This is a genomic window from Anthropogastromicrobium aceti (assembly GCF_020687335.1).
In the GTDB taxonomy this organism is placed as follows: domain Bacteria; phylum Bacillota; class Clostridia; order Lachnospirales; family Lachnospiraceae; genus Anthropogastromicrobium; species Anthropogastromicrobium aceti.
On the sequence record NZ_JAJEQN010000041.1, the window covers coordinates 1 to 16786 of the forward strand.

The 16786-nt window shown below is 40.6% G+C and carries 14 protein-coding genes, 3 tRNA genes and 1 riboswitch; of the genes, 13 read left to right on the plus strand and 4 right to left on the minus strand.

Annotation, left to right across the window (positions count from 1 at the left end; translation table 11 throughout):
* The first annotated feature begins 3 nt into the window (after positions 1-3).
* The 12 genes from LKD48_RS13240 (at position 4) to rsmI (ending at position 9528) form a co-directional block, all read left to right on the plus strand.
* Positions 4-76: transfer RNA gene (locus LKD48_RS13240), tRNA-Val, on the plus strand.
* Positions 77-83: 7 nt separating this feature from the next.
* A tRNA-Tyr gene (locus tag LKD48_RS13245) sits at positions 84-165 on the plus strand.
* A gap of 34 nt (positions 166-199) precedes the next feature.
* Positions 200-273, plus strand: a tRNA-Met gene (locus tag LKD48_RS13250).
* 116 nt (positions 274-389) lie between these two features.
* On the plus strand, positions 390-1484 hold the full coding sequence (mnmA, locus tag LKD48_RS13255) for a tRNA 2-thiouridine(34) synthase MnmA (protein ID WP_308732247.1): 1095 nt from the start codon (positions 390-392) through the stop codon (positions 1482-1484).
* Between the two features lie 124 nt (positions 1485-1608).
* Positions 1609-2757, plus strand: a complete 1149-nt coding sequence (locus tag LKD48_RS13260) for an LCP family protein (protein ID WP_118615267.1) — start codon at positions 1609-1611, stop codon at positions 2755-2757.
* Between the two features lie 35 nt (positions 2758-2792).
* Positions 2793-3806: a D-2-hydroxyacid dehydrogenase gene (locus LKD48_RS13265; RefSeq protein WP_308732248.1), complete on the plus strand. Its 1014-nt coding sequence runs from the start codon at positions 2793-2795 to the stop codon at positions 3804-3806.
* Complete coding sequence (locus tag LKD48_RS13270; RefSeq protein WP_308732249.1) at positions 3784-5250, plus strand: aminotransferase class I/II-fold pyridoxal phosphate-dependent enzyme; 1467 nt, start codon at positions 3784-3786, stop codon at positions 5248-5250. The genes LKD48_RS13265 and LKD48_RS13270 overlap by 23 nt, the downstream gene beginning before the upstream one ends.
* 52 nt (positions 5251-5302) lie before the next feature.
* Positions 5303-5884 (plus strand): nucleoside/nucleotide kinase family protein, encoded by a 582-nt coding sequence (locus LKD48_RS13275; protein ID WP_308732250.1) that lies wholly within the window; start codon positions 5303-5305, stop codon positions 5882-5884.
* Between the two features lie 53 nt (positions 5885-5937).
* Positions 5938-6975 (plus strand): DNA polymerase III subunit, encoded by a 1038-nt coding sequence (locus LKD48_RS13280; RefSeq protein ID WP_227102252.1) that lies wholly within the window; start codon positions 5938-5940, stop codon positions 6973-6975.
* Positions 6976-6993: 18 nt separating this feature from the next.
* Positions 6994-7914 (plus strand): PSP1 domain-containing protein, encoded by a 921-nt coding sequence (locus LKD48_RS13285; protein ID WP_227102253.1) that lies wholly within the window; start codon positions 6994-6996, stop codon positions 7912-7914.
* A complete protein-coding gene (locus LKD48_RS13290) occupies positions 7904-8644 on the plus strand; it encodes a tRNA1(Val) (adenine(37)-N6)-methyltransferase (protein WP_308732251.1) in 741 nt (246 codons plus the stop codon). Before LKD48_RS13285 ends, LKD48_RS13290 begins: the two co-directional genes overlap by 11 nt.
* A 35-nt stretch (positions 8645-8679) precedes the next feature.
* Positions 8680-9528, plus strand: a complete 849-nt coding sequence (rsmI, locus tag LKD48_RS13295) for a 16S rRNA (cytidine(1402)-2'-O)-methyltransferase (RefSeq protein ID WP_308732252.1) — start codon at positions 8680-8682, stop codon at positions 9526-9528.
* A 45-nt stretch (positions 9529-9573) separates the two neighbouring features.
* Here the strand turns inward: rsmI and LKD48_RS13300 are convergent, their stop codons facing one another.
* Entirely contained in the window at positions 9574-10953 is a 1380-nt protein-coding gene (locus tag LKD48_RS13300; RefSeq protein ID WP_308732253.1) for an NAD(P)/FAD-dependent oxidoreductase, read from the minus strand.
* Positions 10954-11221: 268 nt separating this feature from the next.
* A riboswitch (cyclic di-GMP riboswitch) is annotated at positions 11222-11297 on the plus strand.
* An 81-nt stretch (positions 11298-11378) separates the two neighbouring features.
* Between LKD48_RS13300 and LKD48_RS13305 the strand changes: the two genes are divergently transcribed.
* Positions 11379-13814, plus strand: coding sequence for a transglutaminase domain-containing protein (locus LKD48_RS13305; RefSeq protein WP_308732254.1), 2436 nt, complete (start codon positions 11379-11381; stop codon positions 13812-13814).
* A 73-nt stretch (positions 13815-13887) separates the two neighbouring features.
* Here the strand turns inward: LKD48_RS13305 and LKD48_RS13310 are convergent, their stop codons facing one another.
* From LKD48_RS13310 to LKD48_RS13320, 3 genes are all read right to left on the minus strand, one after another.
* Positions 13888-14787 (minus strand): putative ABC transporter permease, encoded by a 900-nt coding sequence (locus tag LKD48_RS13310; protein WP_308732255.1) that lies wholly within the window; start codon positions 14785-14787, stop codon positions 13888-13890.
* 93 nt (positions 14788-14880) lie between these two features.
* The gene (locus LKD48_RS13315; protein WP_308732256.1) at positions 14881-15483 is read right to left on the minus strand and encodes a 4'-phosphopantetheinyl transferase family protein; all 603 of its coding nucleotides are present in this window, start codon (positions 15481-15483) and stop codon (positions 14881-14883) included.
* 6 nt (positions 15484-15489) lie between these two features.
* Positions 15490-16674, minus strand: a complete 1185-nt coding sequence (locus LKD48_RS13320; protein WP_308732257.1) for an N-acetylmuramoyl-L-alanine amidase — start codon at positions 16672-16674, stop codon at positions 15490-15492.
* Positions 16675-16786 lie beyond the last annotated feature (112 nt).

A 16786-nucleotide genomic window follows, 5' to 3' on the forward strand; every position in this document is an offset into this window, starting at 1 on the left:
TTTGGGGTCTTAGCTCAGCTGGGAGAGCATCTGCCTTACAAGCAGAGGGTCATAGGTTCGAGCCCTATAGGCCCCATTTAAATGGATGGATTCCCGAGTGGCCAAAGGGGACAGACTGTAAATCTGCTGCAACTTGCTTCGGTGGTTCGAATCCACCTCCATCCATTGGTTCTTGAAAAAGAACAACACTCTATAATATCGCGGGGTGGAGCAGTCTGGAAGCTCGTCGGGCTCATAACCCGAAGGTCGTTGGTTCAAATCCGGCCCCCGCAACTTCAAATAATCAACGGATAACGTTGGTTATTTTTTTTTACACAAAATGAACTCAAAATAAACTTTTGCGGTATAATAGGACAATAAGTGTATAGATGAAGAAAGGAAGGAAAGCAATGAACCAGAAGGCGGTCATAGCGATGAGCGGCGGTGTAGACAGCTCCGTTGCGGCATATTTGATGAAGGAAAAAGGATATGAGTGTATTGGAATTACGATCAAAACCTTTAATGAAACTGGTGATGGAATAAAACGAGAAAATACATGTTGTTCACTTGATGATGTGAGCGATGCGAGAAGTGTAGCTTGTACGCTTGGGATTCGCCACTTTCTTTATAATTTTACAGGTCAGTTTGAGGAGCATGTCATGAAGCGATTTGTGGATGCTTACGAGAATGGATGTACACCAAATCCTTGTATTGATTGTAATCGCTATATTAAGTTTCAGGAATTATATGAGCGTGCTAAGCTTATGGGTTATGATATCGTTGTAACAGGTCATTATGCACGCGTGGAATACAATGAGGTAACAGGTCGTTATCTTTTAAAGAAGGGATTAGATGCCAATAAGGATCAAAGCTATGTGCTTTACAGTCTTACACAGGAGCAGCTTATGCACACACAGTTTCCGCTAGGAGAGCTGCCAAAGCCTAAGGTAAGGGAGATTGCTGAGGAGCAGGGTTTAATAAATGCTCGTAAACATGACAGTCAGGATATCTGCTTTGTAACTTCTGGAAGCTATACAGATTTTATTCGTCAGTATACGGGAAAGGAATATCCAGAGGGTGATTTTGTAGATCGAAAAGGCAATGTTCTTGGCCGTCATAAGGGAATAATCCATTATACTATTGGACAGCGTAAGGGATTAGGACTGTCGCTTGCAAAGCCTATGTATGTTTATGGAATAGATAAGGAAAAAAATCAGGTGATTTTGACAGATGAGGCTGATTTGTTTTCAAGTGAACTGATTGCAGATGACTTAAATTTGATTTCTGTTCCTAAAATTGAAGGAAAAATGCGTGTGAAAGCGAAAGTGCGTTATCGTCATACTGAGCAGCCAGCAACAGTAGAGCAGCTTGATGAAAAATGTATTCACGTTATATTCGATGAGCCGCAGCGTGCCATTACAAAAGGACAGGCTGTTGTGCTTTATGATGGTGATGTAGTTGTTGGAGGTGCAACAATTTGTGATACAGTTCGCCTAGAACGCTAGATTCAGATAATTTCATGCTTACTGGCAAATGTATAAAATCTGTTTCTCATGCATATAGTAGGAGTAATGGCGCAAACCGCAGCTAAGTGATGCGGAAACTGGCCCATAAGAAAAGAGATTGTGTATGGGAAACAGAAAAAGAAAGCACAGGGAACCGTTGTTTTGGCTGGAGGCAGCGTTTATCGTGTTGCTTTTAGCAGGTGCGTATGTGATAGGAAGTTATGCGCGTGCGAAGCAGAGTGATTCGCTTCAGGAGGTATTTGTTGCAGATCATGGAACAAATGTTGTTGAGGTAACAGACGCGCAAGGGACAATAACGGGAAGTGAAGTAGTTGATTACGATGAACTTATTTCAGATTATCGAAATATTTTGTTGGTTGGTGTAGATGCGAGGGATCAAAAGCGTATCGATAGAGGTGCGAACGCAGATGTTATCATGATTGTGAGCATCAATGAAAGCACAGGAAAAATTCGTCTGATATCTGTTCTTCGTGATACACTTCTTCGCCTGGAGAATCCTGGAAGCTATCATAAGGGCAGACTTTATGATAAGGCCAATTCACAGCTTTGTTATACTGATATTGCAGATATGATCAGCATGATTAATCGAAACCTTGATTTAAATATTAAGGATTATATTGTGTTAAACTGGCTGGCAGCGGCACAGGTAGTTGATACGCTTGGCGGTATTGAGGTATCAATTGAAAATCCAGAGGTAATTCGCTATATGAATGGATATCTGACGGAAGTGAATCAGCAGACAGGAATCTGGTCAGAACAGCTTGATGGAAGCGGGACATATAATCTGACAGGAACACAGGCAGTGGCCTTTTGCCGTGTACGTTATGCCGGATTAGGTGATGTTGGGCGAACTGGCAACCAGCGAATGATTATTGAAAGATGTCTAAAAAAGGTTAAGGAATTGATTTTGACAAAGCCAACGACAGTTGTTAGAGCCGTATCAATCGGTATGGATAGTATTGCAACAAATCTTTCAATGCTGGAATTAGGAAATCTCGCATTTCAGGCGGGTGATTTTGAAATTGAAGAAAGTATTTCTTTTCCATTCCAATATGAGGCAGGTGAGTATCTGGGGCAGATATATGATTTGACAAAAGGTGTAAAAGATGCAGTTGTGGCAAGAGAATTGGCAGATAATGTTGTGCAGCTGCATGCCTATCTTTACCCAGAAGCAGCGTATGCTTATCATTTGCCAGAAGAAATCAAAAGAATAAGCGAGGATATCGCGTGGATGTCAGATGTGAAAAAATAGGTACAGTAGTTTCATAGAAGATAGGAGGAAGCATAGTGAAGATACTAGTAACAGTTCCATTTCAAAAAGAACATCAAGAGGAGCTAAAAAAAGAAGCGCCAGACGCTTTGTTTTTCTTCAAAGATGCGTACACGATAGATGATAAAAGAGATGAGAAACTATATCATGCTTTTTTGAAAGAGGCAGATATCATAATTGGAAATCCGTCTATTGAAGAGATAGCTTCTGCACCAAAGCTGAAATTTGTTCAGTCATCTAATGCAGGCGTAGAAAAATATACGCAGCAGCCAGGATTTCCAAGAAATGTTATGCTGTGTAGTATGTCAGGTGCATTTGGAGGGATTATTTCAGAGTATGTTCTTGGTGGAATATTGACAATGTATCGCAAATTTCCTAGTTATATTGAGCATCAGCAAAAACGTCTGTGGCAGGATGCAGGAAGTGAGCAGGCACTGATGGGAAAGACTGCGCTTATTTTAGGCACAGGCGATATTGGAACTAATATTGCAAAACGTCTGAGCGCATTTGATGTCTATACGATAGGTATCAGACGAACTGCAAAATTTGCATCTGAATGGTTTGATGAGGTGTATATGCTTGATGCATTAGATGAGCAGATTTGCCGTGCAGATATCTTGATTGGCTGCCTGCCAAAGACAGTTAAGACGACACATTTGTTAAATCAAGGACGTCTTCGCAAAATGAAAAAGGGCGGACTAGTTGTAAATGTCGGAAGAGGAAGTTTAATTGTTCAGCCAGATTTGATTCAATTGCTCGAAGAAGGCTATCTTTCAGGGGCTGTGCTTGACGTGACAGACCCAGAGCCGCTGCCTAGTGATAATTTGCTGTGGGGCATGAAGAATGTGCTTATAACACCACATGTTTCGGGAATTAGCTTTGGTCATACACCACAGGTAGAGGAGCGTGTTGCAAAAATCTGTGCTCATAATCTGAAGGCTTTTTTGAATCATACAGAAATGATGAATGTAGTTGATTGGGAAAGCGGTTACAGAAAAGGAGAAAAATATGCAGGATCAATCAATCTATGAAAAACTAAGAGAGTATGCAAAGAGTGATGCATACCCATTTCATATGCCGGGGCATAAACGTAAAGTGGATTGGATTTCGGATGTGTATGATATTGACATTACTGAGATTGACGGATTTGATGATCTGCATCATGCAGATGGTATTCTTGAAGAAGGTATGGCGCGCATGGCTAATGCAGTAGGGGCAAAGAAGTCATATTACATAGTTAATGGTTCAACATGTGGAATATTAGCAGCTATTTATGCGGCGTGTCCACAGGGAGCTACAGTTGCGGTAGCAAGAAACACTCATAAGAGTGTTGCCAATGCAATAATGCTCAGAGGACTAAAACCAACATATATTTATCCCCAAAATGTGGATAACTTGTGTATAAGTGGTCAAATTATCCCCAAAGATGTGGAAAAAGCTTATGAGCAATCCCCAGAAATTGCGGCAGTGATCCTGACATCGCCGACGTATGAAGGAATTGTATCAAATATACGGCAAATTGCAGATGTGGTACATGCACATGGCGGAGTTTTGATCGTGGATGAGGCACATGGTGCACATCTTCCGTATGCTAATCATGATGCGAATCGTGAAGATACGTATCTTCCATATAGTGCAGTGCGTGAGGGCGCAGATATTGTCATTCAGAGCCTTCACAAAACACTTCCGTGTCTGACACAGAGTGCAGCACTTCATATATGCAGCGACAGAGTTTCGGTAAAAAAAATTGAGCGTGCCCTTCATATATTTGAGACATCTAGTCCATCTTACGTTTTAATGGCAGGAATGGATCTTTGTGTGCGCTATATGCAAGGCGAAGGCAAAAAAAAGCTACAAATGCTGACTGACAGACTGCAGCTTTTCTATGAACGAAGCGAGTCATGGAAACAACTGTGGTTTCTTTATCCGAAAATAAAAAGCGCAGACATGATTAGTATTCCGATTGCAGATTATACAAAAATTGTGTTTGGCGCAAAAGGATACAAGAATGCAGGAAGAAAGCTGCATGAAATTTTGCGCGACCGCTATCATCTTCAGCCGGAAATGTCAGCGCCCGATTATGTAATTCTTATGACAATGCTGACAGATACAGAAGAAGGCTTTTTGCGTCTTGAGGCGGCACTTAGCGAAATTAATGATGAGTTGGAATGCGGCTCTCTAGTATGGGAGAGAACAACGAGTGCGTATCCTTCTTCATTTGTGCCGCTTGAACTGGTTATGCTGCCGCTAGAAGCAGCAGAGGCGCCTGTAATTCAGGTACCATTTTTTGAATCTGTTGGAAAAATCAGTGCCGAGACTGTCTATGTTTATCCACCGGGTTGTCCGTTCTTGATGCCAGGAGAAAAAATCAGCGAGGAACTGCTTGAAATTGTTCGTTACTATAGGACAAGTGGCATGGAACTGTACGGCATGGAGGATAAAACTGGAGAAACGCTCCTTGTCATTGAAAATTAATAACATAAAAACAGAAGCTAAATAGTACAAACAACAAAAAGGAAAAGAAGATATGAAAATTATCTATTTTATGGGAAAGAGTGCATCTGGAAAAGATACTATCTACAGAAAAGTAAAGGAAAAACTTAATCCTTCACCAAAGGAAATCATATTGTATACGACGAGACCGATACGCGATCACGAAGAAAATGGAAGAGAATATTTCTTTGTGACAGACAGTGAGATTGCCCAAATGGAAAACGAAAGAAAAATTATAGAAAAGCGTGTTTACCATACCGTATACGGTGATTGGATTTATGCAACAGCAGATGATGGACAGTTTGATGATAATTCTGTTTATATGACAATTGGAACACTTGAATCGTATGTGCCGATTCGTGCGCATTTTGGAGCAGAAACTATGATTCCTGTGTATCTTGAGGTAGAGGATGGGCTCCGCTTAGAGCGGGCTATTGCAAGAGAGCGCACGCAAAAAACTGCAAAATATGAGGAGATGTGCAGACGCTTTTTGGCTGATCAGGCCGATTTTTCTGAAGAAAAGCTAAAGGCTGCAAATATTATAAAACGCTTTAAGAATGAGGATAGAGAGTGCTGTCTTAAAGAAGTTTTATCATACATTGAACATGAACTGTAACTAGACTATTTATTAAAGTTGTGCTATGATAAATGCAGTTCATAAACAGAAAAATGGATCGTTACGATAAGATGGGAGGCGATTTTGATATGCATGCAGGCGGTTTTTCAGAATTAATTGGAAATGAACAGATAAAGGAACATTTTTTACATGCGATCTCTTCCGGGAAGGTATCACACTGCTATGTCATAAGCGGAGAGGATGGTCTTGGAAAGATGACGGCGGCGAAGGCATTTGCACAGACATTGGAGTGTCAGGCAGAACCTGCCAACAGACCGTGCGGCGTGTGCCATTCATGCACACAATTTTTGAGCGGTAATCATCCTGATGTAATTTTTCCAGGTCATGAGAAGCCAACGGTAATCGGTGTAGATGACGTCAGAACTCAGATTATCGGAGATATCCAGATTAAGCCATATTGCAGTCCGTATAAGATTTATATTGTAGACGAGGCGCAAAAGCTGTCTGTTCAGGCACAGAATGCTCTTTTAAAGACAATAGAGGAGCCTCCGGCTTATGGTATTATTTTATTGCTTACAACAAATGCAGCATCAATGCTTGAAACAATTCTTTCAAGAAGCATTGTACTGAATATGAAGCCAGTTGAGTCAGAAGCATTTACTTCGTACATGAGAGAAAAAGGTGTGGATGAGGATAAGATTCCAACACTTGAAAAATTCTCACAGGGAAATATCGGAAAGGGATTGAAGCTGGCACAGTCGGATGATTTTATTTCAATGATTCAGACGATTATGCTATTATTAAAGACAGCCTCTAAGATGCCATTTTCAGAGCTACTTGAAAGTATTGCAAAGCTTGAGGAATATAAACTGAGCATTAAGGACTGCTTTGGTTTTATGCAGATGTGGTATCGAGATATTCTGATCTTTAAGGCAACAAGAGATCCGAATCTTCTGATCTTTGCAGAGGAGTACAGCGCAATCAATAAGGTTGCTCAGACATGTGGTTATAATGAAATAAACCGCATTCTGGAGGCTATAAATACCGCGTCAGCCAGACTGGACGCAAATGTAAATTTCCAGCTTACGCTGGAGCTTTTGTGGCTGACGATCAGAGAGTGCCAGAAATAGGAAAGGTTTGGAAAAATTATGATAAAGGTCATCGGTGTGCGTTTCCGCAGAGCCGGAAAGGTGTATTATTTTAATCCGCTTGATATGGATATTACAACGGGAATGCATGTTATTGTAGAGACAGCAAGAGGCGTTGAGTATGGCTATGTTGTGCTTGGCGTGAAAGATATGGATGAAGAAAAGGTGTTTCAGCCATTAAAGCCAGTAATTCGTATTGCTACACCACAAGACGATGCAGTTGCAGATGAAAACAGACAGAAGGAAAAGGATGCATTTAAGATCTGTAAGGAAAAAATCGCAAAGCATGGTCTTGATATGAAGCTTATTGATGCAGAGTATACGTTTGACAATAATAAGGTTCTTTTTTACTTTACGGCAGATGGAAGAGTTGATTTTCGTGAGCTTGTAAAGGATCTGGCATCGGTATTTCGTACTCGTATTGAACTTCGTCAGATTGGTGTGCGTGATGAGGCAAAGATTATTGGTGGAATTGGCAGCTGCGGAAGACCATTGTGCTGTAATTCATATTTATCAGAATTTGCGCCAGTTTCTATCAAGATGGCAAAGGAACAAAATTTGTCTTTAAATCCTGTGAAAATTTCCGGTGTCTGCGGACGATTGATGTGTTGTTTAAAGAACGAGGAGGAGACATACGAGTATTTAAACAGTAAGCTTCCAAGTGTAGGTGATTATGTGACGACAGATGACGGACTAAAGGGAGAGGTTTCAAGTGTAAGTGTGCTTCGCCAGGAAGTAAAAGTCATCGTTACCGTAAATAAGGATGAGAAGGAAATTCGTGAATACAAGGTTTCTCAGCTGAAATTCCGTCCTCATAAGAGAAGGGAAAAAACGCAGCTGTCCGATAAGGAATTAAAGGAGCTTGAAGATTTAGATAGGCTTGACAAGAGGGAAGGAAGGTCTAAGCTTAATGATAAGTGAGCTTAAGCCAGGTGAGAGATTAGACGATTTAGAGCGCAACGGGTTAATGCTGATTCAGCATCCGGGACGTTTCTGCTATGGCGTGGATGCAGTGCTCCTATCGTGGTTTGCAAAGGCTTCTGAGGGAGAGCGCGTGCTGGATTTTTGTACGGGGACAGGTGTGGTTCCTATTTTAATGACGGCAAAGACAGCGGCATCGCATTTTACTGGTCTAGAGATCCAAGAGGAAGTTGCAAAAATGGCATCTCGAAGTGTGATGTTAAATCATCTAGGGGATAAGGTATCAATTATCTGTGGTGATTTGAAAAATACAAAGACTCTTTTTGGAAAAGGCGTTTTTAACGTAGTCACAGTCAACCCACCGTATATGGCAGGTGGAAGCGGCCTTGTAGGTGCTGATTACAGTAAGGCAGTATCGCGTCATGAAATTTTATGCAGCTTAGAGGATGTGATTCGTGAGAGTGCGAATGTATTGGTGGCCGGAGGACGTATGTATATGGTGCACCGACCATATCGTCTTGGAGATATCATATGTCTGATGAAGCAATATAAAATGTCACCTAGGCGCCTTTGTATGGTGCATCCAAAGGCATCGCAGGAGGCTAATCTGGTGTTGATAGAAGGAATCCGTGGCGGCAATACGCAGATTCGCGTCGAAGCGCCTCTTGTATTGTTTGATGAAGATGGGCAAGAGAGCAAACAGATCAAAATGATTCACGGAAGGCTCTGAAAAGATACAAACATGAAAATGGAAGGAAGAAAGTTATGGCAGGAATGCTTTATCTGTGTGCAACTCCGATTGGAAATCTTGAGGATATCACATTTCGCGTGCTGCGCACGCTAAAGGAAGTAGATCTTATTGCAGCAGAGGATACAAGAAATAGTCAAAAGCTTCTGAATCATTTTGATATTCATACGCCAATGACAAGCTATCATGAATACAATAAATATGATAAGGCTGAATATCTGGTTGGTTTGATGCTGGATGGCAAAAATATTGCCTGCATTACAGATGCAGGAACGCCAGGCATTTCTGATCCAGGTGAGGTTCTGGTTCAAAAGTGTTATGAGGCAGGGATTAAGGTGACATCTCTTCCCGGCCCTGCTGCATGTATAACCGCACTTACTATGTCTGGTTTATCTACAAGAAGATTTGCATTTGAGGCATTTCTTCCAGCAGATAAAAAGCAGCGTGCGCAAATTATTGAGGAATTACAGGATGAAACAAGAACTATTATTCTTTATGAAGCACCTCATCACCTCGTAAAGACGCTTGAGGAGCTTTTTAAGACACTCGGATCAAGAAAGGTTCGTATATGCAGAGAGCTTACTAAAAAGCATGAGACTGTCTATGCAGATACGTTAGATGGTGCATTAGCTCATTATCGCGACATAGAGGATCCGAGAGGTGAGTGCGTAATTATCATTGAGGGAGCTGACAGAGAAGATTTAAATAAGCAAAAACAACAGTCATGGGAAGAAATGACAATTGAAGAGCACATGGCGCTGTATGAAGATATGAACCGCAAGGATGCGATGAAGCAGGTTGCGAAGGATCGCGGTGTCAGCAAAAGAGATATTTATCAGGCATTGTTAAAGTCAGAAAGTAACTAAGAGCCATCGGGGACAGTATATGTCCCCAGAGGCTCTTTTCTTTAATTATTCAATTTCACCGAGCAGATGGCGTGCAACATAGATGCCGCTTGCAGATGCATGGGATAGAGAGTGAGTAACACCGCTGCCGTCACCGATCACAAAGAGATTTTTGTGGCGAGTCTCAAGATGATTGTCGATTTGAACCTCCATGTTGTAAAATTTAACTTCGACACCATAGAGAAGTGTGTCATCGTTTGCAGTACCAGGAGCAATATTGTCAAGCGCATAGATCATTTCAATGATGCCGTCGAGAATACGCTTTGGCATTACAAGGCTTAAATCGCCTGGCGTAGCATCGAGAGTTGGTGTAAGGAAAGACTCTGCGATACGCTTAGGGTTACTTCTCTGACCGCGGATCAAATCACCAAAGCGCTGAACCATAACGCCGCCTCCAAGCATGTTAGACAGACGAGCTATACTCTCACCGTATTCATTGCTGTCCTTAAACGGTTCAGTAAAGTGTTTGGAAACAAGCAGAGCAAAGTTTGTATTCTTTGTGTGAAGGGCAGGATTTTCATAGCTGTGCCCGTTTACTGTGATAATACCATTTGTATTTTCTGTAACTACAGCGCCCTTTGGATTCATGCAGAAGGTACGCACACGATCCTGATATTTTTCAGTCTGGTATACAATCTTACTTTCATAGAGCTCATCTGTGATCGGGGCAAATACCTCAGCAGGAAGCTCTACGCGAACACCAATGTCAACACGGCTTGAATTTGTTGGAATTTCAAGGTTATGGCAGATTTGCTCCATCCATTTGCTTCCACTTCGACCAACGGAGATAATACATTTCTCACATGTATATGTCTCGTTCTCTGTAATAATCTCATAGTCACCATTATCCATGATTGCAACATTCTGAACTGGTGTCATGAAATAGAAACTAACCTTGTCTTTTAACAAATTATAAAGGTTACTGAGAACTTCATAGTTTTTGTCTGTTCCGAGATGACGGACAGATGCCTCAAGAAGGTGAAGGTTGTGCTGCAGACAGACACGTTTAAAGCTGGAATTTGCAGAAGAGTATAGGCGTGTGCCCTCGCCACCGTAGGCCATATTGATTTCATCAACATATTCCATAAGTTCCGTTGCTTTGTTTTTTCCGATATACTCGTAAAGTGTGCCGCCAAATTCATTCGTAATATTATATTTTCCATCAGAGAAAGCACCGGCACCGCCAAAGCCATTCATGATAGCACAGGTTTTGCAGTGTATACATTTTGTTACGCGCTTGCCGTCAATTGGGCACTTTCTTTTCTCAAGACGATTTCCAGCCTCAAATACAGCGATTTTTAAATCAGGGCGTTTGGTTGTCAGTTCGTATGCGGAGAAAATACCGCCAGGACCGGCGCCGATAATAATAATATCGTAATGTTTCATAAAAACCTCATTTCCGCGCAAATAAGACTTTTTTTCACAGGGGAAAAATGATATAATAAAATATAGGGTGAAACTTTTTTGCCCCCTTAAAAAGCATGCGCTTGTATTATAATTTATTATAAGACAAGCTTAAATTGCCTGTCAAGCACTGAAAAGAGTCATATTATTAAGAATCTGGAAGAAAGTTATTGACAGAAAAGGCGATGCGTGATACTAATAAAAATGGAGATAGGTTACAATGGAGAGTCATTTAATGATTTTTCACAAAAAAATAGTTTGGCAAAACTGTCGAAAGGCAGTGACGCAAAGCTATAGGGACTGTAAAATGTCAGCCAGCTGCAGTTAAAAATTGCAGGGGAAACTCTGTGATTTTTTAGTATTAAGAAGTAATTGTCTAGAGATACAATAGAAAGAGGGAGTACTGGATGAGAAAAAATAAGGCATTATTGAAACGAGCCGCATCGTTGTTTACTGCTTTTGTTATATTGGCAGGATCGGCAACTTATGCACAAGAAGAACAAACATCGCAGGAAGTACTAAGTCAGGAAATATTGTCAGAATCATCTTCTGAGTTATCAGAGGAACTAGTTAATGGTACTGATCCTGAGATATTAGAACTGACGTCAGAAACGATAACTGAAAGTATAGAAGAACAGACTCAGGAAGCAGAAAGCGAAAGTACACAAGAACAGACTCAGGAAGCAGAAAGCGAAAGTACACAAGAACAGACTCAGGAAACGGCAAGTGAAAGTATAGAAGAACAGACTCAGGAAACAGTAAATGAGAATTTGCCAGAACTGGTACAGGAATCTAATAGTGAGGATGAGACAACTGAGTGCTCAACGGATGCATTTGTAGATTCAACTGATGAAGATATGGATTCTGATATTTATGAAATTGGAGATGAGTTTGTAAAGACATTTTCATTTGATATGATAGTAGACAGAAATCCAATTTATTTAGGAATGGCAGGAATCAGTACAGCAACTGGAAACTATTATGATCAGCTTGATGCAACATCTAAGCGTATCTATAATGCGATTTACGAAGCAAATAAAAGTAGTGCCAGTACAGCAAAGATGAAGTTGAACCTGACAAAAATTTTTGAAAATCAGAAGGTAACAAAGGGAGCCAATGGTAAGGCTGTATATTCAGAAGAAACAAAGCAGGCAATTTTTGCATGGCTTGGCAGTTATGTAACTCCAGCATATTTAGCATTGACATATGATCATCCAGAGTTAGTATGGCTTTCAGGTGCAAAATATACTATTGGTTATAGCGTATATACACCGCTGTTCGAGTCAGGCGAAACAAGTATTATAACAGATCTTGAGCTTGCAGGAAGTACATTTACCATAACACCTACTAAGGATACTGGGGTACTTACAGGAAGTAAAGTAAATCCATTGTTTGATGGAACAAAATCACAGATTGATGCTATGCTTCCAGCAAATGCAACTACATACGATAAAGTAAAGGCAATTCATGACAAGATTTGCAGTATGGTCAGCTATGAAAATAATACGCAAAATATCGGAAATCCGTATTATCAGACGCCATATAGTCTATATTATGACGCAGATGGTGATGGAAAGGTTGAAACTGTTTGTGCTGGATATGCAAAGATGATGAAGCTCCAGTGCAATAAATATGGTATTCCATGTGTGCTTGTTACTGGTGTAACAGACAGTGGAGAATATCATATGTGGAATTATGTTCAAATGGAAAATGGCGTATGGTACGCAGTGGATGCTACGTGGGATGATCAGTCTACCACTATGTACGACTTTTTCTTAGTAGGTTCAGAAACATACTCATCAGCAGCATTTGGAACAAAGAAATTTGGAAATACTCATATTCCAAGTGGAAAATGGACGACTAGTGCAGATTGTGTATTCTTGTATCCAGTCTTTAGTCAGACTGCATATGCAGGACAAAATACTGTTACCAGTAAAAATGGTCTTTTAAAGGATTCGGATGGGGTATGGCGCTATTATACTAATAATCAGGTTGACACAAGCTATACTGGTTTTGCAGCATCTGGAAGTGATCAGGTGTATTTAATCAATGGTGTGCAGAATACAAGCTATTCAGGTCTTATTTATAATAGTGGAAACTGGTACTATGTTCAAAAAGGTGTACGTAATACTGCATATTCAGGTTTGTCAGTTTATAATGGCAGCTGGTATTATGTGAAGGGTGGAACAGCAGATTGGAGTTATACTGGGTTAGCTCAGTATAATGGAGTATGGTATTATGTAAGACAAGGTTCAGTTGATTGGGAGTATACTGGCCTTTGTCAGTATGATACGATTTGGTTTTACATAAAAAATGGTGCGTTAGACTGGAACTATACAGGTCTTTGTCAGCACAGCGGAGTATGGTATTACATTACAAAGGGACAGGTCAACTGGAATTATACTGGAAGCTGTATTTACAATGGTAAATCTTATTATGTTGAAAAAGGCGTATTGAATTGGAAATATAATTCAGCGGCAGTTTACAGCAGTGCGAGCTATACAGCAGATTTGATGAACGCAGCGCTTAGTCAATATCAGGCTGAGGAAGTAACTATTGATGAAACAAATATTTATTCAGCTGATACAGAGCCAGAAAGTACACAGACTGCAGAACAGGTGCAGGAATCTCATGAAGCAGAAGAATCAAATGATCCTGAGATGTTGGAAACTGAAGCACAGACGCAAGAACAGACAGAAGAAAGTGTTTCACAGACAGAGGTTGCTGTACAAGAAGAATCGACAGTTCAATATAGCTTGTTAGAGCGTATTGAAGAGTATTTGATCAAGTTTATAACTTATATTGTAAAACTTGCAGCAGCTTATATTGGAATTACTTTATAAAGATTTAGTAAGCTTATAGAAAAACGATGACGCTTTTTAAGATATGCGTCATCGTTTTTTTGTGGCCTTTTTCTTATTTATTTTTATTAAGTCCAATTTGCTCTTTTAAGGAATTAAGGGCATCGGCATATTTTTTTGAAGTAAGCATTGGGTTTCCTTTTAAAAGGATAATCTTACGAAAATCCATACGCTTTGAGATAGCATTTTTCAGTTCACCTAAATAGGCAAAGCGTTCTTTGAGTCGAATAACATCGGCTGTTTTTTCCTTTGGAACAAGAGAGTAAAGCTTTTCGAGGTATTCAGAAACAGAAATCTGAAATTCCTCAATACGAGAACTCTCCGGCTTTTTTATAGTGCCAATCTTATCGCGAAGCGTCTCGCTTACGGAATCAGTAAGTACAATAAAGCGTTCACGAAGCTTTTCTGCATCTGATTTTAGATTAGTAATAGATTCAAGAATCTGACGCAGATCCATAGCAGCATGGAAGGAGGAAGCAAAGTCGATTGAAAAAACTATAGTGATCACAAAAAGAGCGCCAAAGCATACGTTTTGAGGAATCTTTTCCAACAAAGCTGATATGCGTGGATGAACGACGCGTATCAAAAGAAGTGTAAAAACACCCCATGCAAGCGAGGAGCTTAGGCAGATATGTCCCTGTATATTAAACTTTTTGTCACTGTAATCCCAGTAACGCACCTGAAAAAGTGCTTCCATAACGACACCGGTAACGTATTCAAGTATTGTGGCAGCAATAAGTCCAAGCAGAAAAATACCAATGTCGGACGATTGCACCGGGTAGGTGGCACAGAGCATGACTACAGCGCCGCTTCCATAGATCGGAAGCATTGGACCAGTTAAAAAACCTCGGTTCGTCAGCCGTTTTGTGAGAATAGATACATAGCTGGATTCCCAAATCCAGCCGACAAAGCTGTAGAAAAAGAAATACAGTAACAGATGAGCATAAGCAGTCATAAAAACAATCCTCGTTTCTGAATAATAAAACATAGGGCAGGTGTAATGTGAACGCCTGACTTGTAATGCTTAAAGTGTAAATGATATTTCTTTTTATTGCAAGCATTTATAGCAAACACACGAAAGATAGTCAGGAAAATCGCAAACTGTATGATGTTCGAGTTTCCAAAATGAACCATCATAGAGAGAGATGGTATTGCTTTTACTAAAATCGTATGAGGAAGCTTTTGCATCAATACCTGTGCCTATGGCTTTTAGGAAGGCTTCCTTTGCCGTCCACAGGCGAAGAAACTCATGGTTTTGTATATCTCCTGAAGGAAGATTAGAAAGTGCATTAAGTTCATTTGGATGAAAAACATGGTGTGAAAGAACAGCTTTATGAAGTTTTTCAATGTCACATCCAACAGGCGTGTCGCTGACGGCAAGCATGACAAAGTCATTGCTGTGTGAGAGATTGAAAAAAGGCGCATTTGCTACACTGGGCTTTCCGGATGCATTGTAAGAGACGGTGAAACGTTCTGGGTGTTTATTGTAAATATGCTTCCAAAGAAGAAGCCCGGCTGCTGCGCAGCGTTTTTGATCAGATTCCAAACGAAAAGAAAACAGCTGCTTTCTGCGCTGCGGCTGCAGCATGGAAAGCAGCTGTTCGTCAATTACGATGTCACGGATCAGTTGGTAATAGATCTGAACAGCCATAATCAATTATCTCCCAAAGTAAGCGTCAATACCGTTTGCAAGACCCTGTGCAATTACAGCCTGAAACTCAGGATTTGCCATCTTTTGGTCTTCCTCAGGGTTAGACATAAATCCCATTTCTACGATTGTGACAGGAATAGTACACCAGTTGATACCTGTCATATTATCATCCTGAAGAACTCCTTTGTTTGCAAGACCTGTTGTGGAGCAATAAAAAGAAAGCATCGTAGAAGCAAGTGTGTTGCTTGCAGATATTACATCAGCAGACAGATAAGAATTTGCTGATGATGGAGCATAGAACATAGCGCCATTTACAGAAGGATCATTGGAGCTGTTTGCATGGATGCGGACAAAGATTTCAGCACCGCTTTCATTTGCGTATACAGCACGCTCAGCATTGCTCATAGCGCAGTCATTTGTTGTACGAATCATCACAACCTGATAGCCACGGTTTAAAAGCTCCTGTTGAAGCATTTGAGAGACATCTAAGTTTAATTGATACTCGGCAAGACCAGTAGCTACGCCGCTTGTTCCAGTAGTAAGCTTAGCCTTCATTACAGAAGAGCCTGGACCGTTTGGTTCCTGTTCGCTGATGCCTGCCTGCTGATGACCTGCGTCAATGCACACAATATGTCCGTTTGAAGAAGATGTGTTTGCATTTGATGTTTCGTTTGAGGCTGGCGCAGCAGATGCAGCGACATCTGCCGCTGCACCATCTACCTGATCTGGAGAAGATACAAGAAAATCTGCTTTTACATAGCCGTCCATTGTTGCACTGTGAATCTGAACCCATCCATTTTCTGCAAGAGCAAGGATTCGAACTTCCTCACCGCGATAAAGCTCCCCAATTTTATTGCCTTCAGTAGAAGGGTAATCGCGGATATTAAGGGAATCGGTATTTACATACCAAATGTCACCTACAGCAAGTTCTTTGGAAACGACAGGAACAGCAGTGGATTCTTCGATTGAAGCCTCAGTGCTTTCTTCAGTAGAAGCCTCAGTGGATGCCTCAGTAGATTCTTCTGTAGAAGCTTGTGTGGAAGGTTCTGTTTGCAGTTCAGTTTGTGTTTCTGTCACAGATGAGGTCTGTGCGTTTGGATTATAATATTCAGTTTCTTTTTTGCATCCTGCAAGTCCAGATAAAAGTGCTGCAGAAAGTAAAAAAGCAGGAATGAAACGAGATTTTTTCATAATAAGTCCTCCTGATGCATAAGTTAATTTTATTGTACTTTGTTTCTAAAAAAAAAGCAAGAAAAAACACGGATTCATAAGGATTGAAAGGTTTTCTTAAGAATACTTGTAA